This window comes from Streptomyces sp. NPDC005866, assembly GCF_040629895.1.
GTDB lineage: Bacteria > Actinomycetota > Actinomycetes > Streptomycetales > Streptomycetaceae > Streptomyces.
Genome location: NZ_JBEXWP010000010.1, coordinates 232,922 through 256,804, shown reverse-complemented (window position 1 = coordinate 256,804; position 23,883 = coordinate 232,922). Strand labels below are relative to the sequence as shown.

Here is a 23,883-nt window from a genome sequence, read left to right as displayed (position 1 = left end):
GAGCTGCCTGGATCCCCGTCCACCGCGCCCGTTTACGAAGACCCTCATGGAGACTCCGTGTTGTTCCGCCGTTCCCTGCGCGCGTCCGCCGCCGCCCTGGCCCTCCTGCTGCCGTTCGCGGCGGCCTGCGGGGGCGACGCGACGGCCACGTCCTCGTCCGGCCCGTCCTCGGTGACCCTGCGTGTCGGCGCCACCGGCTGGAAGGCCGAGGCGGCGATCCTCAAGTTCGCGCACCTCGACGACACCCCGTACAAGGTCAAGTGGAGCCTGTTCCAGGGCGGTGACCAGCAGCTCCAGGCCATCCGCGCCGGAGCCCTCGACGTGGCTTCGTCCAGCGAGATCCCGCCGATCTTCGCGGCTGCCGACGGCAGGCCCAACTTCAAGGTCGTCGCCGTGCAGCGCGGCTCGACCCTGAACCAGGAGGTCGTGGTCCCCAAGGGCTCCGAGGTGACCGACATCGCGGGCCTGAAGGGCAAGAAGGTCGGCTACGTCCAGAACACGACCGCCCACTACTTCCTGTACGAGTTGCTCAAGCAGGCGGGCCTGAAGTGGTCCGCCATCGACGCCAAGCCGCTGCTGCCCAACGACGGTCTCGCCGCCCTCAACGGCGGGAGCATCGACGCCTTCGCCTCGTACGGTACGTCGATCATCACCGCCCACCAGCAGGGCGCCACGACGGTCGGCTCGGGCAAGGACATCCTGTCCGGCAACTTCCTCTGGTCGGCGCGGGACAGCGTCCTCAAGAGCGCGGGGCAGCGGGCCGCCACCGCGGATCTGATCGCGCGGATCACCAAGGCATACGCGTACGTCCGTGACGGCCGGCAGAACGCGTTCGCCAAGGTGATCGCCACCACCACCCACCAGCCCCTGGCCCAGGCCGAGAAGGACTTCCGCGCCCAGCAGGCCCAGCGGCCCACACAGGCCCGGACGGTCGGCGACGACACGATCGCCTCGCAGCAGAAGGTCGCCGACGTGTTCGCCGAACTCGGAGCGCTGAAGTCGCCCCTGCACGTCAAGTCCTTCTGGAGCCGCGAGCTGAACACCGACCTGAGGAAGGCGCTGTGACCACGGACCTGACAGCCCGCCTCGCGGAACTGGCCCCCGACCACGACCGGTCCGGCGCCTTTCCCGCCGCGTCCCTGAGAGCCGTGCACGAGGCCGGACTTCTCACCGCCACCGTCGGCGAGCGGTACGGCGGCCGGGGCGCCGGCGTCGAGGAGACCGCGCGCATCCTGCACACGCTGGGGCAGGGCGACCCCTCAGTCGCCCTGATCGCCGCGATGACCCTCACCACCCACGGCAGACAGGCGGCTCAGCCGCACTGGCCGGGCGAACTGTACGCGCGCCTGCTGAAGGAGTCCCAGGAGCGGCCGGTACTCGTCAACCACGCGCGCGTGGAGCCCGAGTTGGGATCCCCCGCGCGAGGCGGCCTACCGGCCACGCGCGCCCGGCGCACCACCGACGGATGGTCGGTCAGCGGCACCAAGCGGTTCGTGACGGGCGCGGAGGGGCTCGCCTGGTTCCTGGTCTGGGCGAGCACCGACGAGCCGGAGCCACGGGTGGGTACGTTCCTGGTGCCGGGCGACTCCCCTGGCATCGAGATCACCGACCGCTGGGACCAGTTGGGGCTGCGGGCCAGCGGCAGTCACGAGGTGACGTTCCGGGGCGTGGAAGTCCCGTACGAGCAGGTCATCGGGCTCACCCCGTACGGTCCGGCGGCCGAGCAGGACAACAGGGCGGGCGCCTCCCTCCATCTCCCGCTCGCCGCCCTCTACTTGGGTGTCGCACGGGCCGCGCAGTCCTTCTTCCACACCTTCGCCCACGAGCGGGTGCCCGCCAACCTCGGTCATCGGGTGGCCCGTACGGAACGCTTCCGGCGGACCGCCGGGGAGATCGAGGTGCTGCTCGCCGCCGCCGAACAGCTGGTGTTCGGCGGAGCCGCCCGGGTCGACGCAGGCGACACCGGGTACACCCCGGAACAGGCCCTGGGCGCCCGTGTGCTGGCCGACCGGCACGGGGTACGGGCCGTGGAGCTGGCGGTCCGGCTGCTCGGCAATCCGGGCCTGGCGCGCGGCAACCCCCTGGAGCGGCACTTCCGCGACATCCAGTGCGGCCCCGTGCACGCACCCCAGGAGGACATCTCCCTGCTGGCGATCGGAACGAAGGCACTGAACCCGTGACCGCACGTGCGACGAAGGACCGGAACCTGTGACCGCACCCGCAACAACCGCGTCCGCGCAGCTCCTGGGTCTCCTGGCCCGTGACCTGGCCCCCGACCGGCTGACCACGGACCCGGCAGCGCTCGCCCCGTACGCCACCGACCGCTCCGGCACCCGGCCCGTCGGCAGTCCGCTGGCCGTCGTGCACGCCCGGCGCACCGAGGACGTGACCGTCACGCTCCGGCACGCGCACGCCCTGCGGGTGCCGGTGGTGCCGCGCGGTGCGGGCACCGGCCTGTCGGGCGGAGCCTCGGCGGGCGAGGGCTCGCTCGTCCTGGACCTGTCTGGGATGAACCGGGTGCTCGAACTGTCGGCGGACGACCAGCTCGCCGTCGTCGAGCCCGGCGTGATCACCGCCGAGCTGGACCGGGCGGCCGCCGTGCACGGGCTGCGGTACACGCCCGATCCGGCGAGCGCCGCCCTGTCCACGATCGGCGGGAACATCGCCACGAACGCGGGCGGTCTGCGCTGCGCGAAGTACGGGGTGACCCGGGACAGCGTGCTCGGCCTGGAGGCGGTGCTGGCCGACGGCACCGTGCTGCGGACCGGCCGCCGGACAGTCAAGGGAGTCACCGGCTACGACCTGACCGCGCTGCTCACCGGATCGGAGGGCACCCTGGCGGTGATCACGTCGGCCACCCTGCGGCTGCGCCCGATCCCGGCGGCGACGGCCACGCTCGCGGCGTACTTCTCCTCGTTCGAGCGGGCCGCGGAGGCGTCGTACGCCATCGCCCGCGCCGGTGTCGAGCCCGCTCTCGCGGAACTCGTCGACGGGCCGGTGCTCCAGGCGATCGACCCGGCGCTGCGGGAGCGGGGCGCGGCCCTGCTGCTCGTGCAGTGCGACGGCGCGGGCGCGGCGGCCGAGGCGGCGTCCGTCGCACGGCTGCTGAAGCCGCTGGCGGCGACCGTGGAAACGACCACGGATCCCGCCGAGGCCGAGACGCTCCTCGCCGCCCGCCGACTGGCCCTGCCCGCGCTGGAACGCCTCGGCCGGCCGCTCATCGAGGACATCGTGGTGCCCCGCTCCCGGCTCGCGGAGGCGGCCTCGGAGATCCGGGCCATTTCCGTACGCCATGACGTGCCGGTCTTCACCATCGCGCACGCGGCGGACGGGAACCTCCACCCGATCATCGTCGTGGACCCGGCACTGCCAGGTCTGCCGGACGCGGCCTGGGAGGCGGCGGGCGAGATCTTCGCTCTGGCCCTGCGGCTCGGCGGCACGCTCACCGGTGAACACGGCGTGGGGGTGCTCAAGCGGCAATGGGTGGCGGACGAACTGGGACCCGCGGCACACGCGTTGCAGCGCAGACTCAGAGAGGCGTTCGACCCACGGGGCATTCTCAACCCCGGCAAGTCGCTCTGAGCGGAGACTGTTCGCTCCCGCAGCCGTCGTTCCGGAAGGGGGGCTCATCGGACCGCTGCCTCCTGTGCCGTCAGGAAGGCGGGGCGCCGGCCCAGCTCCGGTGCGATCAGGTGCGGAACCGTTCGGACGCTGCGGAGGCGGAAGCAGGAGCGACAGCGAGGAGCACGGCGGTGCCCACCCCGGCGGACGACGCAGCGCGCCGCAGGGGAGGAGCGGTCAGGGTCACTAGGCGTTGCTCCACCCGGTTGTCCTGGAATACGAGTCCAGCAGGTCCACCACGAAGACCAGGGTCGAGCCCGCCGGGATCAACGGCGAAGGCGACTGATTGCCGTAGCCGAGACGCGGGGGAACGATGATCTCGCGCCGACCGCCGACCTTCATCCCCCTCACCCCCCGGTCCCAGCCCTTGATGACCTTGCCACTGCCCAGGGCGAACTTGAACGGCTGACCGCGGTCCCAGGAGGCATCGAACTCCTTCCCGGACTCGAAGGTCACCCCGACATAGTGGACCCTGACCACCATGCCCGGCTTCACCTCAGCCCCGTCCCCGACGACCAGGTCCCGGATGGTCAGCTCGGTAGGAGCGTCAACCTCCGGAACGTCGACCTCGGGCTTCGTCAGTTCACTCATTGCAGCCTCATCACTATCAGCCGGAAGCCGTCGCACGGACCAGTCGGACACATGGACACTCCGTGCAGCAGATGGTCACGCTACCGAGAACGCCCGCCCCCGGAGCACACCAGATCCAGTGGCCACACGTGATGATCTTTCGCACGACCGATGAACGCGACCGGCACGCACAGGTCACACGGTGATCGCCAGAACGGGGCGACGGCCGAAACGGCGAACCTGAACACCCACTAGCCCGTCCTGACCGGCTGATCAGTCACCCCCGCGTGGCGCTGCAACCTCACAAGGGGCCCGTGCCGCGCTCGTGGGTGCGCTCTCAGCCGTAAGCGGCAGCTTGAGCAGGCGGCGGCCGTGACCAATCCGCTGTCGAGGCGGCTTCAGGCAGTGGATGGGTGGTGCGCGATCAGCGCCCGCGCGAGATGGCCAGCGACTTCCTCGGCTCCGGCCTGCAGTGCCGCCAGGTTGACGGACTCATCGGGCTCGGTACGCAGGGCGAAGGACCTTCCGAGGCCGGCGAGACTGGCTGTGCGCCGTGACCGATGAGGGTCGAAGGTGTCGACGCTGGTCATGGCGGGGTCCGACACGCCGGCAGCCACCACGATGCGGTCCTGCCGCTCGACCCCCAGGGCCATGTGCCCCTGGATCCGCTCGGGATCGTAGGGCACCGCACACACCGTCACCGGAACTTCCCGGCTGCCCGGCTGCCCGCGGTGCGTCACCGGTGTAGGGACTCGGCGACGGCCGGGTCCTCGAGCACGGTGACGCACCAGGCGAAGTGCTCGTCACCGCCGCCCGGCGCGAAGGCGTCGCTCGTGGCCATCGCATAGGCGGCCCGGTACAGCAGGAGGTCGTCGACCGCGTAGCCGAACTCGTCGGCGAACCGCGTGGTGAGCTGCCGGGTGATCTCCGGGGCGTGCTCGGTGCACGCCGGGAAGATGGCCGCGGCCACGGCCGCGTCGAACCGGGGGTCCCCGCCCGTGGACAGGAAGCCGTAGTCCACGAGGGCGAGCGGCCGCAGGTCGTCGTCCACCAGCACGGTCTCCGGGAAGACGTCACCGTGGACGACCGCCTCGTCGGTACGGGGCAGCGAGCGCAGCTTCCGAAGCAGCCGGGCGCGCGTGTCGTCGAAGTCGCGGACATGCGTGGAGAGCCGGTCCGCGCGCCGGCTGACCCGCCGGTCCACCAGGTCCGCCAGGGCGGATCCAAAAGTGGTGTGGCCTTCCCACAGCGGGCGTTCCTCGTCCAGCACAGAAAGGTGCTTGACCTCGTCGACGTCATGGGCGTCCGCGAGGGCGCGCAGCACGCCGACCAGGCAGTCGACCGCTTCGGGCAGCACCTCGTCCGGGTCGTCGGTGCGGATCCTGCCCGCCAACGGCTCGCCGGTCAGCTCCCGCTCCACGGTCATCGGGACACCGTCGATGTCCTCGACGGCGAGGATCTCCGGGGCGCCGAACGGCAGGTGCGCCGCGGCATCGGCGTAGAAACGCTGCATCCGCCGCAGTTCGGATCCCCGTCGGCGGTCCCACACCTTGGCCACCGTTCCGTCCCCGAGTCGGTAGACGGCTCCCTCCACCGCCGCCTCGACGGGCCCGGCGTCGGGATATCCGGCGTCGACGAAATGTCGTACGCGCCGGGCCGTGGTGTCCCGTATCGCATCGGACATCTCGTGCCTCCTTCCGCCCCCGGCGTGAACGACCGGCCGGTCGGCGGGGCCGACGCCGGGACCATCTCCCACGGTAGGCCCCTCGCCCGCGCGACACCCGGTGACGGAGCGCTGCCGGGCGCCGTGCGGTCCGCCACGCGTATACGGCGGAACAGTGCCGGCGGATCCTGCGTATCCGGAGCCGACAGTGGCTGTTCCTTCGTACACTTGCGGCCGTCGCCCGCCGACGGCCGCGTCCGAGGCAGTCTGCTGGTCACGCTTCGTGTGGCGGCTGGGGCTGCGCTGGGTTCGGAGTGATGAACACCGCGAGGCAGCGGAACTCGCTACTTGGGCCCTCCAGTTGGGTGTATGGACGCCAGGTGAGCATGTAGGCGCCCCGCAGCACTCGGGTGTTGTCCGGGAAGGAACCGCCGGCCCACAGCAAGGTGCCGCTCAGTTCGCGGCCGTGGTGGATCCGGAATTCCTCGTCCCTGGTGGGCGTCCTGCGTTGCCTGGGGCGCCACAGGGCGGCCTCGTTTGTGATGAGCAGGGCCAGCCCGTTCTGGCCCTCGCGGTCGCAGAAGCGTTCCAGCCTTCCTACGTCCCGCAGGAAGTCCCTACGCGCGACGTCCGGCGCGTTGTGTCCGCGCAAGGCGTACTCCTCGGGAGGGATCCCTGCTGTACCCGACCACTGCCGGGTCACGTATTTGAATTCGATTGCCGTACGGCCCGCAGGCCCCAGGCACAGTAGGTCCAGGTACTCCGAGGCGTCGCTCCCGCGCACCGGGACCTCGAGACGGCACCTGACCTCCGGCGCGACCTCGCCCACGGCGAGGGCGAAACTGTGCTGGAGATCGGCCTCGGAATGGAACACCGGCCGCCGTGCGCGTAGACACGCCAGGACTTCGTCCAGCGCAAGCACCGTCCTCAGGTCGGAAAGGGCTCAGTGGCGCCCTGGCCGTCTTCGGCTTCCGGGGCCTCTCGCTCTCACGCGATGCGGCGGAGCCAGTCCTCCACGCGCTCGCCCACCTCGCCGATCGTGGTGACGTCGCCGTGCCCCGGGCACACCACCGTCTCGGGGGGCAGGGTGACGAGGCGCTCGCGGATCGACTGGATCATCGCCTGGAAGTCGGAGTCCTCCGGCTCGATGGTTCCAGGGCCGCGCGAGAGCAGCATGTCCCCGGTGAAGACGCGGCGCAGCGCCGGATCGTACAGACTTACGGATCCCGGCGTATGTCCCGGAGTGTGACGCACCGTCAGGACAGTTCCGGCGACGTCGATCACCCGGCCGTCGACGAGTTCCTCGTCGGGGACACGGCTGGGAAAGGTGCGGCGCCACAGCTCCAGGTCGTCCGGGTGCAGCATGATCGGAGCCCCGGTGCGGTCCGACAGAGCCACCGCCGCGTCGACGTGTCCGCTGTGTGCGTGGGTGCACGCGATCGCCACCACGCGGCGGTCGCCGAGCGCCGTGGCGATGACGTCCGGCTCGTGTGCGGCGTCGACCACCATCGCCTGCTCGTCGTCACCGACGATCCACACGTTGTTCTCCATCGGTGTGGTGTTGGCGTCCGGCCCGGCCACGACACCGGTCGTCACCACGCACTCGACCCGGGCGGTCACGACATCACCGCCAGGAGCGCTCGGCCGCGGGCAGTCACTCGCGCTCTGGGGTCCTTTGCCTGCCGTTCCATGGAACAGCCCCTTTCCGGATGAGGCCCTCTACCCCAGTGGACCCCGCCGGGCATGCGGCGGCAACCGGCAGGTCTTCCCCTACAGGGACGTATGCGCTGACCTGCAGGAACTCATGGCCCATCCGCGACACGGCGTGATCGATGCCGGGCCTGCCCAGTGGCCGAGGCGACAGGTATGGGTTTGACTGGATCTGTTGGTGATCACGCCGACGGACGGCCTGACGACGACTGGGGCAGGGTGGCATGGAGTACGACGCATTCCTGGCGAAGGCAGCCGAGAGGGCGGGCGTCTCCCTCGACGTTGCGGAGACCCTCACACGCGCCACCTTTGAGGTGCTCGCCGACCGGATCAGCGGGGGAGAGGCCCAGGACCTCGCGGAGCCGCTGCCGGAGCCGCTGAAGCGCTGGCTGCGCACGGACGAGGAGATCGCGAAGGGCTACGGGGCCGACTCGTTCGTCCGGCGTGTGGCGGACCGCGCGGAAGTGCCCCGCGAACTCGCGGAGGCCGGGATCCGCGCAGTCCTGGCTACCCTGAGGGAAGCGGTCGGCGACCAGGAGTTCCGCGACGCGACCGTCCAACTGCCCAGGGAGTACGACATCCTGCTGTCCACACCCGCGGGCCCGGCCGGCGCCGGGTAGCGACCGTTTCGTCAGCCGCGCCGTTGCCGCGATCGGTTGTCACCGACTGTCGACACTGGCTCGCCTCGGATGGACCGGAGTCGGCCTTGCGGGCCGTGGCCCCCAGACGCAGGCCACATCGGCCGGCTCCCGCGCGCCTGCCCGGGACAGCCCGCGCGGACCACTTGGTACGTCCTGGCCCGGGAGTACATCGAGCAACGGTGGGACCGAACACCAGGGAACACGCGACGCACGCTGGCAGATGCCTTGGCGACCATCACGCCAGCCTTCGTTGAACCAGGAGCCAGCTACCGGGCGCCCCGCGTGCTGCGGCGAGCGCTCTACTCCTGGGCCTTCAACAAGAACGCCTGGAAGGTCGATGCGTCAGAAGAGTGGCAGGCGGCATTGGACTGGCTGCAGCGCCACTCGCTGCCTGTAGGTGAGTTGGATGATCCCCATGTGCTGCGGCGTGGCCTCGACGCACTCTGTCGGAAGGTCGATGGAACGGCCGCTGCCGCGAAGACCGTGAAGTGAAAGAAGGCTGCGGTCAACGAGGTGTTTGGTGTAGCCGTTGAACGCGGATACTTCGCGCAGAACCCGCTGATCGGTCTTCGCTGGACGGCACCGGAAGTCGCCGATGAAGTCGATCCCGACTGCGTGCCGAACCCGGCTCAGGTTGCCCGACTGCTAGCCGCAGTCAGAGCCCTACCCGGCCGTGGCCCTCACCTGTACGCCTTCTTCGGCTGCATGTACTACGCCGCCATGCGCCCAGCCGAGGTGATCCATCTACAGAAATCCCAGTGCCGCCTGCCGGCGAGCGGCTGGGGCCTTCTGAACCTGAAGGGCGGCGTCGTGACTGCCGGTAAGGAGTGGACGGATGACGGTGCCGTCCACGAGATCCACTCCCTGAAGCGGCGGGCGGTCAAGGCGACACGCCCGGTGCCAATTCCTCCAGTGCTCGTCCGCATGTTGCGCGAACACATAGGAAGCTTCGGCGTTGCACCCGACGGACGCCTGTTCCACAACGCAGAGGGGAACTACATCGACGCCTCGGCGTACGGCATCACCTGGGGGCGAGCGCGTGAGGCTGTTCTTACGCTTGACGAGCACGCCCTTGACCTGGCGAAGCGTCCCTACGACCTGCGCCACGCCGGCATCTCCTTCTGGTTGGCCTCCGGCGTCGACCCCGCAGAGTGTGCGCGCCGGGCTGGGCAGAGCATCCAGGTCCTCTTCCGCTACTACGCCAAGTTCCTGGCTGATGCGCGGAACCACGCCAACACCCTGATCGAAGACTCCATGCGGCGATGGGAGGAGGCGACGGACGATGACGATGCGGAGAGCGCCTTAGCGGGACCTTGGCCCGGAAATGCCCCGGAACTGCTGGTCAGAGCTGGGATACGGGTGGGAGATATCGGGAGTAAGGGCGTGTTTCGACTCGCTGCCTAGATGTGCGCAGAGAAGGGCGCCTGCCGGGCATCTGTCCTGGTCAGGCGCCCTTTTTCTGCGTCTAGAAGAAGCCGAGCTTCTTCGGCGAGTACGACACCAGGAGGTTCTTCGTCTGCTGGTAGTGCTCCAGCATCATCTTGTGGTTCTCGCGGCCGATCCCGGACTGCTTGTAACCGCCGAACGCCGCGTGCGCGGGGTACGCGTGGTAGCAGTTCGTCCACACCCGGCCCGCCTGGATCGCGCGGCCCGCGCGGTACGCGGTGTTGGTGTCGCGGGTCCAGACGCCCGCGCCGAGACCGTACAGCGTGTCGTTGGCGATCTTGATCGCGTCGTCGAAGTCGTCGAAGGACGTCACCGACACGACCGGGCCGAAGATCTCCTCCTGGAAGATCCGCATACGGTTGTCGCCCTCGAAGACGGTCGGCTGGACATAGTAGCCGCCCTTCAACTCACCGTCGTACTCCACGCGTTCACCGCCGGTGAGGACCTTCGCGCCTTCCTGCCGGCCGATGTCGAGGTAGGAGAGGATCTTCTCCAGCTGGTCGTTGGAGGCCTGCGCGCCGATCATCGTGTCGGTGTCGAGGGGGTGGCCCGGCTTGATCTGGCGGGTCCGGGCGACCGCCGCCTCCATGAACTCGGCGTAGTGGCCGCGCTGGACGAGAGCCCGGGACGGGCAGGTGCAGACCTCACCCTGGTTGAGCGCGAACATCGTGAAGCCCTCGAGGGCCTTGTCGCGGAAGTCGTCGTCGTGTGCCCAGACGTCGTCGAAGAAGACGTTCGGGGACTTTCCGCCCAGTTCGAGCGTGACCGGCTTGATGTTCTCCGAGGCGTACTGCATGATCAGCCGCCCGGTGGTGGTCTCCCCGGTGAAGGCCACCTTCGCCACCCGCGGGCTGGACGCCAGCGGCTTGCCCGCCTCCACACCGAAGCCGTTGACGATGTTCACCACGCCCGCTGGCAGCAGGTCCGCGATCAGGCTCATCCAGTAGTGGATGGAGGCGGGGGTCTGCTCGGCCGGTTTGATGACGACCGCGTTGCCGGCGGCCAGGGCCGGCGCGAGCTTCCAGGTCGCCATCAGGATGGGGAAGTTCCACGGGATGATCTGTGCCACGACCCCGAGCGGCTCATGGAAGTGGTACGCCACCGTGTCGTCGTCGATCTCGCCCAGCGAACCCTCCTGCGCGCGGATCGCACCCGCGAAGTAGCGGAAGTGGTCGATCGCGAGGGGGATGTCCGCGGCCAGCGTCTCCCGCACCGGCTTGCCGTTCTCCCAGCTCTCGGCGACCGCGAGCGGTTCGAGGTGGGCCTCCATCCGATCGGCGATCTTGAGGAGGATGTCGGAGCGCTCCGTCGCCGAGGTACGACCCCAGCCGGGCGCGGCCGCGTGCGCCGCGTCCAGCGCCCGCTCCACGTCCTCGGCGGTGCCCCGCGCGACCTCGGTGAACGGCTGCCCGTTCACCGGCGATGGGTTCTCGAAGTACTGCCCCCGGGCCGGCGGCACATACTCGCCGCCGATGAAGTGGTCGTAGCGCGCCTGGTAGGAGACGATCGCGCCCTCGGTGCCGGGCGCCGCGTAACGGGTCATGGTGGCCTGCCTCCTTGCAGATGCGCTGCCCGCCGTTGGGCAGCTCCCGGCGTGCAGGCTAGGGAACGGTACGTTGCGAGTACGTTGCCCCGCAGCTCAGCGGGTCGGCCGCGGTGCCGCCAACTCGGTCTCCAGGGCTGCGAGCCGACTGCGTACCATCGCCGTCGGCCGCACCGCCGCGAGCGCCCGCCACACCTCGACGTCGTCCTCGCCCCACGGCGCGTGCGCCCAGTCCGCCAGCAGATCGGGGTCGCGGCGCGCGATCAGTGCCGCCCTCAGCCCGGCCGTCAGCCGCTGTCTCAGCCGCACCACCGCAGGCGCCTGCGAACCGGGCAGCAACGGGCCCGGGTACGCCGTCACGGCCGCCGTCACCGCCCCCGCCTCCAGCCGCCGCTCGACGACGGTCGCGTCGGACTCGACCGGAGCGGTCAGCCGGTACGGCCGGGAGGCGAGCAACCCGGGCCCCAGCAGCCGCCGCAGCCGGGCCAGTTCGGCGCGCAGCGTCACCGGCGTGACCGACTCGTCCTCGTACAGCGCGCACAGCAGCTCGTCGCCGGTCAGCCCCTCCGGGTGGCGGGACAGCAGCACCAGCAGCTCGCTGTGCCGGCGGCCGAGCCTGATCCGGCGCCCGTCCAGCCGGAGTTCGGCCTCGTCCCGGCCGAGCGCCGTCAGCGCGGGCGCCTCGTCGGCGGGCGTCGGCGGATCCAGCAGCGCCAGCTGCGACTCTGCGGCCCGCGCCACCGCCTGGACGAAACCCAGGCTGTGCGGATGCGCCAGCCGGTCGCCGCCGGTGATGTCGACGGCGCCCAGCACCCGCCCGGTGCGCGGATCGTGTACCGGCGCCGCCGCGCACGTCCACGGCTGCACCCGGCGGATGAAGTGCTCCGCCGCGAACACCTGCACCGGCCGGTCCACGGCCACCGCCGTACCCGGCGCGTTGGTGCCGACGGCGGTCTCCGACCAGCGCGCGCCTGGCACGAAGTTCATCCGGTCCGCCCGCCGCCGGGTCGCCGGATGCCCCTCCACCCACAGCAGCCTGCCGTCCGCGTCGCACACCGCCAGCAGATGTTCGCCGTCCGACGCGAACGTGCCCATCAGCTCCCGGACCAGCGGCATCACCCTGGCCAGCAGATGCTCCGCCCGATAGGCCCCGAGGTCGCCGTCCGTCAACTCCACCCGCGCCGCGCCGTCCGGACCCACCCCGGCCCGTGCCGAACGCCGCCACGACTCGGCGACCACCGACCGAACCGGGCGCGGCACGGTACCCGCCGTGGTGAATGTCTCGTGCGCCCGGCGCAGCACCCGGACGCGTTCGGAAGGGTCGGCCCCCGGCTCCAGGGCCACCCACGGATCGGTCAACTCGGCCTCCCCGTTCGGCGATGCGGCTGGGGACATCGTCACTCGGGGTGTTCGCGCCGACAACCGTTTCGACCGCTCTCACTCCGAGGACAGGCCGACCAGTCTCATGTAACGGACCCAGTCCCAGTACTTCCCCGGATCGGTGTGGTCGGTCCCGGGCACCTCTACGTGGCCGATGATGTGGTCGCGGTCCTTCGCGATGCCGTATCTGTCGCAGATCGACGCGGTGAGGCGCGCCGACTCCGCGTACAGGGCGGCGGTGAGGTACTCCGGCTTGCTCACCCAGCCCTCGTGCTCGATGCCGACGCTGCGGGTGTTGTAGTCCCAGTTCCCCGCGTGCCAGGCGACGTCCGACTCCCGGACGCACTGCGCCACATGGCCGTCGGCCGAACGCACCAGGTAATGCGCGGACACCCGCTTCTTCGGATTCTGGAAGATGGACAGCGTGCCGGCGTACGACTGCTGTGTGACATGGATGATCACACGGTCGATGTCGTACTCGTCGGGGCGCTGGGCCGGCGTGCAGTTCTCACTGCTCGCCGACTGCCACTCGGCCTTCGGATAGTCGACGACTCCGCTCTGCGCGCCCGCGAGGCTCTGGGGGAGCAGCGTGTACGGGACGGCTGCGAGGGCCGCGCCCTTCAGGAGCCGTCGCCTGCTGGGGAGCGGTCGTGCCCGGTCCATGGATGAGGTGCCTTTCGGAAGCGTGCCTGAAGCATGGGGGGAGTGCGGTCAGCGGCGCAGTGCCGCCGCTGTCTCGCGCAGCCGCGCGTGCAGTCCGCGGTAAGTCTCGCGCGCGGGCAGCCACTCCTTGCGGAGCTTGGCCACACATGTGTAGTTGGTGTCGCACACGTTGGCCAACGGCGATTCGACCGCCTGAGTGGCGTACTGGTACGCGTCCAGTTCGGCGAACCCGTAGTCGCGCACCAGCCACTGCACCAGGTCGAGCTGCGATATCCGGAAGGCGTCCTCCAGGGGACGCGCCGAACCCGTCGAGACGATGTGCGTGTCCGACTCCAGCCGGGGCCACGGCGTCGCGACCCCCTTCAGGAGCTCGACGATCACCACGGTGTTCATCGCGCACTCGACGGCCACCCCGCAGGTCTCGCCCTCGCCCTGCCGGGCGTGCCCGTCTCCGAGGCTGAGCAGCGCGCCCTCGACGTTCACCCCGAGATAGCAGGTGACGCCTGCCCGCATCTCGGGCGTGTCCATGTTCCCGCCGTGTGCGTCGGGCACCAGGGCCGAACGGACCTCCAGGTTGGCGGGGGCCACGCCGACCGTTCCGTGCATCGGGTCCAGCGGCAGCTCCAGTTCGATATCGCCCTCGTGCGCCCGGAACAGCGCCGTGCGCCGGAGCCGGTCCAGCTGCCAGATCCAGACCTTCTCCGGGAGCGGCGGCTGCAGGGTGGCCGTGGTGTGCGTCGAGGTGAGCGCGCCGAACAGGGGGACCGTCGTCGACGCCGCCCAGTCCCGCGCCGGTTCGATCGACACGAAATGCACGGCGACGGTGTCGCCCGGCTCCGCGCCCTCGACGTGGAAGGGCCCGGTCTGCGGGTTGAGGAACGGGAACTCGCACACCTCGGACACCAGGTCCTTCTCGGACCGCACCCGTCCGGCGAAGCAGTCCTCGGTGTACAGGTCGAGAACCGTGCCGGGCGTGATCCGCGCCACCGGCGGCGCTCCGCCGAACGTCCACGCGTACTCGCCCGGTCCGGGCCGGACGGTGAGGATGGGGGGCTCGGTCATCGCGGGAGGTCTCCGTTCCGCTGGTCGACGGCGCCGGCTCGGTCGTCGCCTTCTTCGAGATGGACGCGTGCCGTCTCGGCTATGCGCTCGGGGTGACGGCGTATCAGCACCAGGAGCACGACCACTCCGGCCGCCATCCAGACCCCAACCACCGGACCGGCGTACGACACCGGGGCGGTCAGCTTCGTCACGAAGTCGAAGACGGGCAGGCCGGCGGCGGTGAGCAGAGCGGGCACGAAAGCCACGATGCCAAGCAGGGGGAGGAGCAGGTGCCGTACCGGTTGGAGGGACTCGCGGCCGCGGCGCAGGAAGTAGCCCGCACAGGCGAGGTTGACGACGATGTAGACGCCGATGACCACCGTGACGATCACCGTGGCCAGCAGCAGGAACGCGGTCACCGGGTCGTAACCGAAGCCCAGCCCGAGCACGGCGCCGACCGCCACGACCGTCTGGACCGCGATACCCGCGACGGGGGAGCGGTACCGGGGATGGAGCGTGGCGAGGACGCGCGGGAGGACCCGGATGCGGGCCAGCGCGAACGCCGTCCTCGTGGACACGTTGGCGCATGCGTTGGCGTTGGCGATGGTCGAGTTGACCACGGCCAGGAACACCAGGACCCAGAAGAGCCCGAAGGAGGCCCGGGCGACGCCTTCCCAGGACGCGTCGCCCGCCGCGCCGAAGCCGGCGAACCGGTCCGGCCCGAAGTACACGGTCATCGCATAGGTCGTCACCACATAGAACAGGCCGATCCCCAGGGCCGCGCCGAGCACAGCGCGGTGCATCGTGCGGCGCGGGTCGCGGGTCTCCTCGGCGAGCGGCGCGGCCGCCTCGAAACCGGCGAACGCCAGCACGGTGTAGACGGAACCTGCGAAGACCCCGCTGATGCCACCGTAGCCCTCCGCCGTGTGCGAAGTGCCGAACACGGAGAGGGTGTTGTGGGCACCGGCCTTGCCGATCAGCCACACGGCGAAGACGAGGAAGACCGCGATCTCGAAGACCCCGAGGACCGTCCCGAAACGCGCCGAGGCACGCACCCCCAGATACCCGGTGACGGCGATGACGGCGGCGCCGGCCAGCGACCACGGCCACCACAGGTCAGCCGGCCAGGAGGCCCACTCCTCATGCAAGGTTCCCGCCGCGGTGAACCCGAGCTGGAGCAGCAGCAACGGCGGTACCAGCGCCTCCACGAACACATAACCCCAGCCGACCAGGAAACCCACGGCCGGATGCAGCCCCCGCGCCGCATACGTGGCCACGGAGCCCGCCGCCGGCAGTTCCCGAGCCAGCTCGGCCACACACGAGGCGGTGAACAGACAGGCCACCAGAGCGATCACCACCGCCAGTGGCAGACTGCCCCCGGCGAAGGCCGCCCCCGACGGAATGGACGCGGCGACAGCGGCGGCAGGCGCCATCGCCGTGACGCTCTGGAACAGAACCTCCCGCAACCCGACCGCGTCCCGCCGCAGCCCTGCGGTCACCTCTCCGGCCATACACACCCCCGACGTGCGTGAACCCATCGGCCCCACGGACCGCTCGCGTGAATCACGGTACGGCGCTTGCGGGTTGGGCAGAAGAGCGCCGGGGGATTCCGTGGACGGGGCGGCGGTAGTGGAAAACCTCGCCACCCGAACGGGTGAGCAAGAGCGGCGGCGTGCCCGGTCGATCGCGGGCAACCGCTGGTCAGCCAGCCGTCAGACCCGTTCCGCCACCGTCGCCGGATCGTCCAGTACGGCACGGACCACCGAGTGGGCGGCGCCCAGGAGGGGGCCCTCCGAGCCGAGGTGGGAGACGGTGACCGGGCAGGCCGGCCCGGTCGTGCGGTCGGCCAGTTCGGATTCCAGCGACGGGAGGAGCCACGGGGCGAGTCCGGCCAGGGCACCGCCCAGGACCACCGACTCGGGGTCGAGGAGGTTGACGGCACCGGTCAGGGCGATGCCCAGGGCCGTACCGGCGTCGTGCAGAGCGCGCCGTACCCCCTCGTGGTCCTCGCCCGCCTGCTGCGCGAGCAGTCCCACCGCGTCCTCGCGCGGTTCCAGACCGGCCGCGCGCAGCACCGCCTCCTCGCCGGCATACTGCTCCAGGCACCCGCGTCCGCCGCAGGCGCAGCGCGGCCCGTCGGGGTGGACCGGCACATGGCCGAGCTCGCCCGCGAAACCGCGTTTCCCGCGGAGTAGTTGGCCGTCCACGACGACCGCGGCGCCGATACCGATCTCCGCGGACACATGCAGGAAATCCGGTGGGGTGGCGTCGCCGAGCCACAACTCCGCCAAGGCGCCGAAGTTGGCCTCGTTGTCGACCGTCAGCGGAAGGTCCGCGGGCAGCAGCGCGCCGAGGTCGGTGCCGTGCCAGTCGAGGTTCGGGGCGTGGACGACCGTGTGCCGGTCGCGGGACACCAGGCCGGGGACGGCGACCGCGAGGCCGGCCGGCCACAGGCCTTCTCGCTCCGCGTCCGCCACGACCCGGCGGACCAGCGCGGTCAGCTCCTCGACCACCGGCTTCGGTGCCCGGCCCCGGTTCGTGCCGTGCCGTACGGCACGCGCGCGTACGTCGCCGCGCAGGTCCACCGCGCACACGGCGAGATGGTCGACCCCGACCTCCGCCCCGATGCCGGCCGGGCCGTGCCCGCTCACCGCGAGCGCCGAACCCGGCCGCCCGACGCGGCTGGGCCGCTCGGGGCCCAGCTCCTCCAGGAGTCCCCAGCGGATCAGCTCGTCCACCAGGGTCGACACCGCTGCCCTGGTCAGACCGATGCGCGAGGCGACCGCGGCCCGCGACAGCGAACCCTCGGCACTGACCGCGTGCAGCACGCGCGCGAGGTTGCGCCGGCGCATGCCTTGCTGGGTGTCCGGAAGGGCGCGGCCGGTCGCCGTCGGGCGGGCCTCGTGCAGCGGTGCGGTCATGCCTCCATCAATCCTCAGTCCCCTGGACGGTCCTGCGACCGGCCTCCCGCCCGGTCAGCGGTCCTCCGGGGCCCGCTCCAGCAGCGGGGCCGCGTCGGAGAGTACCCCGGAGATCCTGGCCACCGTCGCCGCGTCCCGCTCCACCGCGTCCAGCACCGGCCCCGCGGCCGTGTTCCAGCGCCGCGCCACCGCCGCCGGGTCCTCGCCGGTCAGCAGCCCGGCCGCCTGAGCGGCGGCGCCGAGGGCGACCAGCTCCTTCGCCTCGGGCACCTGCACCGGGCGCCCCGACAGCCGCCGTACCGTCTCCTGCCAGGCCCGGCCCCGGGCGCCGCCGCCGATCAGCAGCAGTGGCGTGGTCCGGTCGGCGTCCTCGTCGAGTACCAGATCCAGGGCGCCGAGCAGGGCGTGCACGGCGCCGTCGTAGGCGGCCTGCAGGAGCTGGCCGGCGGTGGTGTCATGGCGCAGGCCGTGCAGCAGGCCCGACGCGATCGGCAGGTTGGGGGTGCGCTCGCCGTCCAGGTACGGCAGCAGGGTGACCGATGTGCCCGGCTCGACGGCCTCGCGGTCCAGGCCCACCAGCGCCGCGACCCGGTCGACCGCGAGGGTGCAGTTCAGCGTGCAGGCGAGCGGAAGCCAGTCGCCGTGCGCGTCGGCGAAGCCCGCGACGGTACCCGTCGGGTCGGCGGGACGGTGCTTCGAGACGGCGTACACCGTGCCCGACGTGCCGAGGCTCAGCACCGGGGTGCCCGGACGCAGCCCGAGCCCCAGCGCGGCCGCCGCGTTGTCGCCCGTACCGGGCGCGACCAGGGTGCCCTTGGAGAACGGCAGGTCGTGGCTGTCGCGCACGGTACCGGCGACCTCGCCGGGGCGGACCACCCGGGGCAGGAACGCCGGGTCCAGGCCCACGTGCGCGAGGGTCTCCTCGTCGTACGCCTCGGTCGCCGACGCCCACCAGCCGGTGCCGGAGGCGTCACCGCGGTCGGTCGTGCCCTGCCCGGTGAGGCGCTCGGTGAGGTAGTCGTGGGGGAGGCGCACGGCCCTGGTGGCGCGGACCGACTCCGGCTCGTGCTCCGCCAGCCAGGCCCACTTGGTGACCGTGAACGAGGCGCCCGGAACACTGCCGGTGCGCTCCGCCCAGGCCTTCGGGCCGCCCAGCTCCTCGATCAGCCGCCGCGCCTGGGGCGCCGATCGGACGTCGTTCCACAGCATGGCCGGCCGCACCGGCTCGCCCCGCTCGTCCAGCGTGACCAGACCGTGCTGCTGCCCGCCGATCGACACGGCTGCCGCCTCGTGCGCCGCGTCCCCGCACTGCCGCAGCGCCTCGCACAGCGCGTCCCACCACTGGCGCGGATCGCTCTCCCGGCCCGCGCCGGAGGACACGGTGTGCGGCGACTGGCCCCTTGCCACGACCTGGCCGGTGGACGCGTCGACCACCAGCGCCTTGGTGGACTGGGTGGACGTGTCCACGCCGACGACGAGCGGACCCTCGGCTGCTGACATCGGGCTCTCCCTTTTTCCGCGCCTGGCGGTTTCCCTGACCTGCAGTTTTCCCGGTTCACCGGGGTGTCGCTACCCGGATTTCATCCCTTGGGGACAGGGTGACCCTTCCCAGGGATGCGTTGGCATACTAATTTGTAAACGGCCATGACGAAATAGTCGGCCCGACAGTCGTCCCGACCGTCGTCCCGACCGTCGTCGAGCACACTCACCAAGCACAGGCATCAAGCAAGGAGCCGCGGCATGAGCTTCCAGCCCACCCCCGAGGACAGGTTCACCTTCGGCCTGTGGACCGTCGGCTGGCAGGGAAGGGACCCGTTCGGCGACGCCACCCGCCGCGCCCTTGACCCGGTCGAGACGGTGCAGCGCCTGTCCGAACTGGGCGCCTACGGTGTGACGTTCCACGACGACGACCTGATCCCCTTCGGGTCCTCGGACACCGAGCGTGAATCGCACATCAAGCGTTTCCGTCAGGCCCTCGACACGACCGGCATGACCGTGCCGATGGCCACCACCAACCTCTTCACCCACCCGGTCTTCAAGGACGGCGCGTTCACCGCGAACGACCGTGACGTCCGCCGCTACGCCCTGCGCAAGACCATCCGCAACATCGACCTGGCCGCCGAGCTGGGCGCGAAGACGTACGTCGCCTGGGGCGGACGCGAGGGCGCCGAGTCCGGTGCCGCCAAGGACGTGCGCGTCGCTCTCGACCGCATGAAGGAGGCATTCGACCTCCTCGGCGAGTACGTCACCTCCCAGGGCTACGACCTGCGCTTCGCCATCGAGCCCAAGCCGAACGAGCCCCGCGGCGACATCCTGCTCCCCACCGTCGGCCACGCGCTCGCGTTCATCGAGCGCCTGGAGCGCCCCGAGCTGTACGGCGTCAACCCCGAGGTGGGCCACGAGCAGATGGCGGGCCTGAACTTCCCGCACGGCATCGCCCAGGCCCTGTGGTCGGGCAAGCTCTTCCACATCGACCTCAACGGCCAGTCCGGCATCAAGTACGACCAGGACCTGCGCTTCGGCGCCGGCGACCTGCGCGCCGCCTTCTGGCTGGTCGACCTGCTGGAGACCGCTGGCTACGAGGGGCCGAAGCACTTCGACTTCAAGCCGCCGCGGACCGAGGACCTCGACGGCGTGTGGGCTTCTGCCGCCGGCTGCATGCGCAACTACCTGATCCTCAAGGAGCGCGCGGCCGCCTTCCGCGCGGACCCGGAGGTCCAGGAGGCGCTGCGCGCCTCCCGGCTGGACCAGCTGGCCCAGCCGACGGCCGCGGACGGCCTCCAGGCGCTCCTCGGCGACCGCACGGCCTTCGAGGAGTTCGACGCGGACTCGGTTGCCGCGCGCGGAATGGCCTTCGAACAGCTCGACCAGCTGGCGATGGACCACCTGCTGGGCGCCCGGGGCTGAACGCGCACGCGCGCGTGTGTGGGCGGCTCTCGGAGCGAACGCCCCACGCGTGCGCGTGTCGTTGCCCGCACCCGTACGACCGGCTCGCGCGCGAAATGCTCCGGAATCGTGCGGTCCGCTGCATGAGTCCGTATCAACCCCCGGGTGGGGCTCGCGCAATGACCGGTACGCGGTGACTCTGGGCGGTATGGCCATGCCACCCGTACCGCCCCGACCGCCCGGCCCGCCGAACGGCACCCCGCCCCCGGACGGGGACTACGACCCGCCTCCGTACGTGGGTTCCGGACCGCCTTCCGGCGGGGGGTTCGGGCCGCCCGCCGACGACGGACACTACGGGTCCGCGCACGGTGGCTTCGTCGCCCCGCCCGGGGACCACGGCCCGCCCACCGCCGTCGGCTGGACGCCGGAGCCGCCCCGCCGGCGCAGGGGCCCGCTGTTCGCCGTACTGACCGTGCTGGTGGCCGCCGTGGCCGTCGCCGCCGTCGTCCTGATGATGTCCGGCGGCGACGGTTCACACCGGGAGCAGCCCACCACGAGCAGCCCGAGCACCTCCGGTTCGTCGCGGCCCTCCTACGGCCTCCCGACGGAGCTGCCGAGCAGCCTGCCCTCGCGACTGCCGAGCGAAGTCCCCTCGGACTGGCCGTCGCAACTCCCCAGCGACCTGCCGAGCGGTCTGGACTCGCTGCTGCCCTCACTGCTGGGCTGACTACAGCCGACTACGGCTGGCTACAACCGACCGACAACAACCGAGTACGGCTGACTACAGCCCCTTGGGTAGCCGGACGTACACCAGGGTCGTCTTGATTCCGCTGTCGACCAGGCGGCCCTGCGCGTCGAAGGCGCCAGCCCCGTCGGTCATCCCCAAGTCGTTGTCGTTGATCAGGGCGGGCGTGTCGTGGTCCACGCGCGCGACGCCCTCGATCTTCAGCGGCACGCCCGCCACCGTGTTCAGGTCGACGACCAGACGTTTGGCGAGCACCGGGACACCGGCCGCGGCAGGGTCGTCCAGCTGCTCCAGCGACGGAGACGTGGTGTCGTCGTCGTACTTGCCGCCGAGGATGTTCGACTTGCCGCCCAGCTTCACCAGTTGGAGCCGCGCGGCCTTGTCGGTGCGCTCCTCGACGAGCAGCCGGTCGCCGCCCACGGCGACCACGGACGAGATCTTCAGCTCGGAGGTGTCGTCCTCGCTGGGGTCCACCACGTTCACCGGGTCGCACCGGTAGGCGTACTCGGCCGTGACCGCCTTCTTGCGCGGCGAGAAACGCAGCAGACGGGTGTTGAGCGAGGCGTCCCCGGCGCTCCCGTCGGGCAGGGAGAGCGGGCTCTGCAGAGCCATCACCAGGTCCCCGTCGGGCAGCAGGGCCAGGCCCTCGAAGCCACGGTTGACCTTCCGGTGCAGCAGCACGGACGGCAGCGCCTCCACCACCGGATAGTCGGTGCCGGTGAGGTTCAGCCCCTTGGGCACATAACGGGTGAGCACCCTCCCGCGCGCGGAGACGTGCACGAGCGACGGGCCGTACTCGTCGACGAGCCAGAAGCTGCCGTCGGCGGCGCGCACGATGCCCTCGGTGTCCAGGCCGTTCGGGTTGTACGACAGCGCGGTCTTGGCGTCGTAGGAGTACGGCGCCTCGTCCCGGCTCGCCTGGTTGGACAGCCCGGTGACGGCCTTGCCGGAGGACGTGGTGACCGGAATTGCGTCGATCACCTCGATGGCGTCGCCGGAGACGCGGATCTTCACGATCGACGGGTCGAAGCCGAGCACCGGGAAGGTCCGGCGCTTCTTGCCGTCCACCTTGATCCGGCCGTTGGGGCCTCGGTCGGTGACCGTCCAGTACTCGCCCTTGCGGCCGGCTGGGTAGATGTCGCTGCCGATGCCGCCGAGGTCGTCGCCCCGGTCGTTGTCGACGCTGCCGTGCAGCAGCGCGTTGCTGAAGGTGCCGAGCGGGATGTCGCCGAGGACGGCGGTGCGGGTGACGTGCGCCTCACGGGACGACGAGGCGTCTGCCGTGCCCGCCGCCACGAGGGCGGCGGCCAGCGCCAGGGGCAGACCCGTCGCGACGGAACGGTGGACGCGGCGTCTGCCAATGGCGTGCGGGGAAATCGAGCCTCCTGGTGACAAGTTCGTTGGCAGCGGCCAGAGTTGGGCCCCGCACCGAACGCCGGTCGACCAGTTGGTGAAGGGCGGGCGACAGCCGCTCGGCGGGTCGTCTGATCTCGGCCGTAGGACGGCGGACTGTCAGGTTCCGGTGCGTCACCTGTCCGCCGGGCGCTCCGCCGGTACGGAGAATCCAGTAGGTCCCGTTCAGCCCAGGGACCGGAACCACCGCACCACGGCGGCGGTTCCCGCCTGCTGGGAGCCCAGATGGCGGGAGCCGCCGTAGTCCGGCGTACCGAGGTCGACCACCGGGGCGTCGACGCCGTGGGCGCGCAGGGCGGCGTGGCAGCGGGCCGTGTTCGCGTTGACGGCCTGCTCGTCCCCCTCGGCGTAGTAGAGCCGGATCGGAGCCTTCGGCGTCCAGTCGGTGCAGACGCCGTCGGTGATCCGCAGGGCCGTGGCCAGTCCCCGGGCGGGGTGGGCCAGCATCTCCCGGCCCCGGCGGGTGAGGAGCCCGTCCAGGGAGTCCGGGGTGCCGGCCACGACCTCCTGACCGGTGTGCGTGCCATCCAGCAGGCCTTCGATCGTGCGGTCGTACGGCTCGCGGAACACCTCGGCCGGCGTGTCGTACAGATGGTGCAGGCGGTTGAAGGCGACCAGGGCCAGCGCCGTGTAGATCACGCTAGCCTTGGGCTCCGTCCGCCCCGCCAGCAGCGCGGGAAGTTCCGCGGCTCGGAAGGCGTATGCGCCGCTGACGGGTGCCACCGCGCGCAGCCGGAACCATCCGTTGTCCCCCTCCTGCAGCGACCTGGCCAGTCCCAGTGCCGCCGAAGCGCCCTGGGAGAACCCGGTGACCAGTACGTCGTGCCGAAGTCCACGTCCCCGTGCGGTCACGGCGGTGCGGGACGCCCGCAGCATGTCCAGGGCGGCCGTCGTCTCCGAGGGCACGTCCATCCAGGGGTGGGGGCCGGGACCCAGGCCCAGACCGAGGTAGTCGGGGAGCACAGCGGCGAAGCCGGCCGCGGCGTAGGTCAGGGCTGCGGCCTGGCCCCAGACATCCGCCGAGACGGAGGCGACATCGCCCTTGAACAGTTCGGTGCCGTGGCTGAACGACACGATGCGCAGACGCCGTTCGTCGTTGCGCGGCAAGGCCAGCAGTCCGCTCGCGATCGTGCGCCGGCCGTCGGGGTCCACCGTGCGGTACACGATCCGGAAGGTGTCGAGGCCGTAGCGGACGACGCCGGTGTCCCAGGCCCCCTCCTCGTCCCCCGCCAGTTCGGCTGCGACTTGCCGGGCGGTCAGCGTCCTCAGGTGCTCGACGGACACGAGGTCGCCTCGCGAGACGTCCACCCCGGCCCTCGTCGGCGTGGCGGCGGCGGCCCGCGCTGCGCCCGATCCCTGTGCGGTCACGGCTGTCACGCTGCTCGCAGTCAGCGCCAGCGACACCGCGGAAACCACCAGTATCCTGCTCATTCGCTTCATAGCGTGACCGTACGAATCCCCGGTGCCACCGACCATCCGGCTAACCGGCCTGTGCGAGTGGGGTTTTCCCCAGGACCGGCAATCGTCGTCCGCAGGGCCGGCAACCGGGGAACAGCCGTCCCGACAGTCGTCCGGGAGTGGCTACGCTGAGAGCGGGACGGCTTCACAACCTGTTCGACTCGATCTCAGGGACCAGTAGG

Annotated in this window: 22 protein-coding genes; 8 read left to right on the top strand and 14 right to left on the bottom strand. The window is 71.0% G+C overall.

The window, feature by feature from the left end; translation table 11 throughout:
- The first annotated feature begins 57 nt into the window (after positions 1–57).
- Genes ABZ396_RS17755 through ABZ396_RS17745 form a run of 3 tightly spaced genes read left to right on the top strand, consistent with a single transcriptional unit; the run spans position 58 to position 3,582 of the window.
- The gene (locus tag ABZ396_RS17755; protein ID WP_358925701.1) at positions 58–1,065 is read left to right on the top strand and encodes an ABC transporter substrate-binding protein; all 1,008 of its coding nucleotides are present in this window, start codon (positions 58–60) and stop codon (positions 1,063–1,065) included.
- Positions 1,062–2,180 (top strand): acyl-CoA dehydrogenase family protein, encoded by a 1,119-nt coding sequence (locus ABZ396_RS17750; RefSeq protein WP_358925703.1) that lies wholly within the window; start codon positions 1,062–1,064, stop codon positions 2,178–2,180. Before ABZ396_RS17755 ends, ABZ396_RS17750 begins: the two co-directional genes overlap by 4 nt.
- Before the next feature lie 28 nt (positions 2,181–2,208).
- Positions 2,209–3,582, top strand: a complete 1,374-nt coding sequence (locus tag ABZ396_RS17745; RefSeq protein WP_358925704.1) for an FAD-linked oxidase C-terminal domain-containing protein — start codon at positions 2,209–2,211, stop codon at positions 3,580–3,582.
- 225 nt (positions 3,583–3,807) lie between these two features.
- Here ABZ396_RS17745 and ABZ396_RS17740 read toward each other — a convergent pair whose 3' ends face one another.
- From ABZ396_RS17740 to ABZ396_RS17720, 5 genes are all read right to left on the bottom strand, one after another.
- Positions 3,808–4,212, bottom strand: a complete 405-nt coding sequence (locus tag ABZ396_RS17740; RefSeq protein ID WP_358925705.1) for an FKBP-type peptidyl-prolyl cis-trans isomerase — start codon at positions 4,210–4,212, stop codon at positions 3,808–3,810.
- Positions 4,213–4,589: 377 nt separating this feature from the next.
- Positions 4,590–4,877, bottom strand: coding sequence for a hypothetical protein (locus ABZ396_RS17735; protein WP_358925706.1), 288 nt, complete (start codon positions 4,875–4,877; stop codon positions 4,590–4,592).
- A gap of 50 nt (positions 4,878–4,927) precedes the next feature.
- Entirely contained in the window at positions 4,928–5,875 is a 948-nt protein-coding gene (locus tag ABZ396_RS17730; protein ID WP_358925708.1) for a phosphotransferase, read from the bottom strand.
- A 253-nt stretch (positions 5,876–6,128) separates the two neighbouring features.
- On the bottom strand, positions 6,129–6,506 hold the full coding sequence (locus tag ABZ396_RS17725; RefSeq protein ID WP_358925710.1) for a hypothetical protein: 378 nt from the start codon (positions 6,504–6,506) through the stop codon (positions 6,129–6,131).
- A 335-nt stretch (positions 6,507–6,841) separates the two neighbouring features.
- Positions 6,842–7,474, bottom strand: a complete 633-nt coding sequence (locus tag ABZ396_RS17720; RefSeq protein ID WP_358925712.1) for an MBL fold metallo-hydrolase — start codon at positions 7,472–7,474, stop codon at positions 6,842–6,844.
- Between the two features lie 314 nt (positions 7,475–7,788).
- Here ABZ396_RS17720 and ABZ396_RS17715 point away from each other — a divergent pair, with 314 nt between their 5' ends.
- From ABZ396_RS17715 to ABZ396_RS17705, 3 genes are all read left to right on the top strand, one after another.
- Positions 7,789–8,184 carry a DUF2267 domain-containing protein gene (locus tag ABZ396_RS17715; protein ID WP_358925714.1) on the top strand — a complete coding sequence of 132 codons (396 nt, stop codon included), beginning with the start codon at positions 7,789–7,791 and terminating at the stop codon, positions 8,182–8,184.
- Positions 8,185–8,430: 246 nt separating this feature from the next.
- Positions 8,431–8,697 carry a hypothetical protein gene (locus ABZ396_RS17710; protein WP_358925716.1) on the top strand — a complete coding sequence of 89 codons (267 nt, stop codon included), beginning with the start codon at positions 8,431–8,433 and terminating at the stop codon, positions 8,695–8,697.
- Between the two features lie 21 nt (positions 8,698–8,718).
- Positions 8,719–9,609: a hypothetical protein gene (locus tag ABZ396_RS17705; RefSeq protein ID WP_358925718.1), complete on the top strand. Its 891-nt coding sequence runs from the start codon at positions 8,719–8,721 to the stop codon at positions 9,607–9,609.
- A gap of 61 nt (positions 9,610–9,670) precedes the next feature.
- Here the strand turns inward: ABZ396_RS17705 and ABZ396_RS17700 are convergent, their stop codons facing one another.
- From ABZ396_RS17700 to xylB, 7 genes are all read right to left on the bottom strand, one after another.
- On the bottom strand, positions 9,671–11,194 hold the full coding sequence (locus tag ABZ396_RS17700) for an aldehyde dehydrogenase family protein (RefSeq protein WP_358925720.1): 1,524 nt from the start codon (positions 11,192–11,194) through the stop codon (positions 9,671–9,673).
- A 96-nt stretch (positions 11,195–11,290) separates the two neighbouring features.
- A complete protein-coding gene (locus tag ABZ396_RS17695) occupies positions 11,291–12,589 on the bottom strand; it encodes a GAF domain-containing protein (protein ID WP_358925722.1) in 1,299 nt (432 codons plus the stop codon).
- A 42-nt stretch (positions 12,590–12,631) separates the two neighbouring features.
- Entirely contained in the window at positions 12,632–13,237 is a 606-nt protein-coding gene (locus tag ABZ396_RS17690; RefSeq protein WP_358925724.1) for a peptidoglycan recognition family protein, read from the bottom strand.
- Between the two features lie 48 nt (positions 13,238–13,285).
- The gene (locus tag ABZ396_RS17685) at positions 13,286–14,299 is read right to left on the bottom strand and encodes an acetamidase/formamidase family protein (protein ID WP_358925726.1); all 1,014 of its coding nucleotides are present in this window, start codon (positions 14,297–14,299) and stop codon (positions 13,286–13,288) included.
- Positions 14,296–15,789: an APC family permease gene (locus tag ABZ396_RS17680; protein ID WP_358925728.1), complete on the bottom strand. Its 1,494-nt coding sequence runs from the start codon at positions 15,787–15,789 to the stop codon at positions 14,296–14,298. The genes ABZ396_RS17685 and ABZ396_RS17680 overlap by 4 nt, the downstream gene beginning before the upstream one ends.
- Before the next feature lie 201 nt (positions 15,790–15,990).
- Positions 15,991–17,199 (bottom strand): ROK family transcriptional regulator, encoded by a 1,209-nt coding sequence (locus tag ABZ396_RS17675; protein WP_358925730.1) that lies wholly within the window; start codon positions 17,197–17,199, stop codon positions 15,991–15,993.
- Positions 17,200–17,253: 54 nt separating this feature from the next.
- Complete coding sequence (gene xylB / locus ABZ396_RS17670; RefSeq protein WP_358925732.1) at positions 17,254–18,699, bottom strand: xylulokinase; 1,446 nt, start codon at positions 18,697–18,699, stop codon at positions 17,254–17,256.
- Positions 18,700–18,939: 240 nt separating this feature from the next.
- On the opposite strand from xylB, the gene xylA reads away from it, so the two are divergent.
- The gene (xylA, locus tag ABZ396_RS17665) at positions 18,940–20,106 is read left to right on the top strand and encodes a xylose isomerase (protein ID WP_358925734.1); all 1,167 of its coding nucleotides are present in this window, start codon (positions 18,940–18,942) and stop codon (positions 20,104–20,106) included.
- A gap of 187 nt (positions 20,107–20,293) precedes the next feature.
- Entirely contained in the window at positions 20,294–20,812 is a 519-nt protein-coding gene (locus ABZ396_RS17660; protein WP_358925735.1) for a hypothetical protein, read from the top strand.
- Positions 20,813–20,866: 54 nt separating this feature from the next.
- On the opposite strand, the gene ABZ396_RS17655 is transcribed toward ABZ396_RS17660, so the two are convergent.
- Both ABZ396_RS17655 and ABZ396_RS17650 read right to left on the bottom strand, forming a co-directional pair.
- Positions 20,867–22,207 carry an esterase-like activity of phytase family protein gene (locus ABZ396_RS17655; protein WP_358925739.1) on the bottom strand — a complete coding sequence of 447 codons (1,341 nt, stop codon included), beginning with the start codon at positions 22,205–22,207 and terminating at the stop codon, positions 20,867–20,869.
- Between the two features lie 201 nt (positions 22,208–22,408).
- The gene (locus ABZ396_RS17650; RefSeq protein ID WP_358925737.1) at positions 22,409–23,611 is read right to left on the bottom strand and encodes a lipase; all 1,203 of its coding nucleotides are present in this window, start codon (positions 23,609–23,611) and stop codon (positions 22,409–22,411) included.
- Between the last annotated feature and the right edge of the window lie 272 nt (positions 23,612–23,883).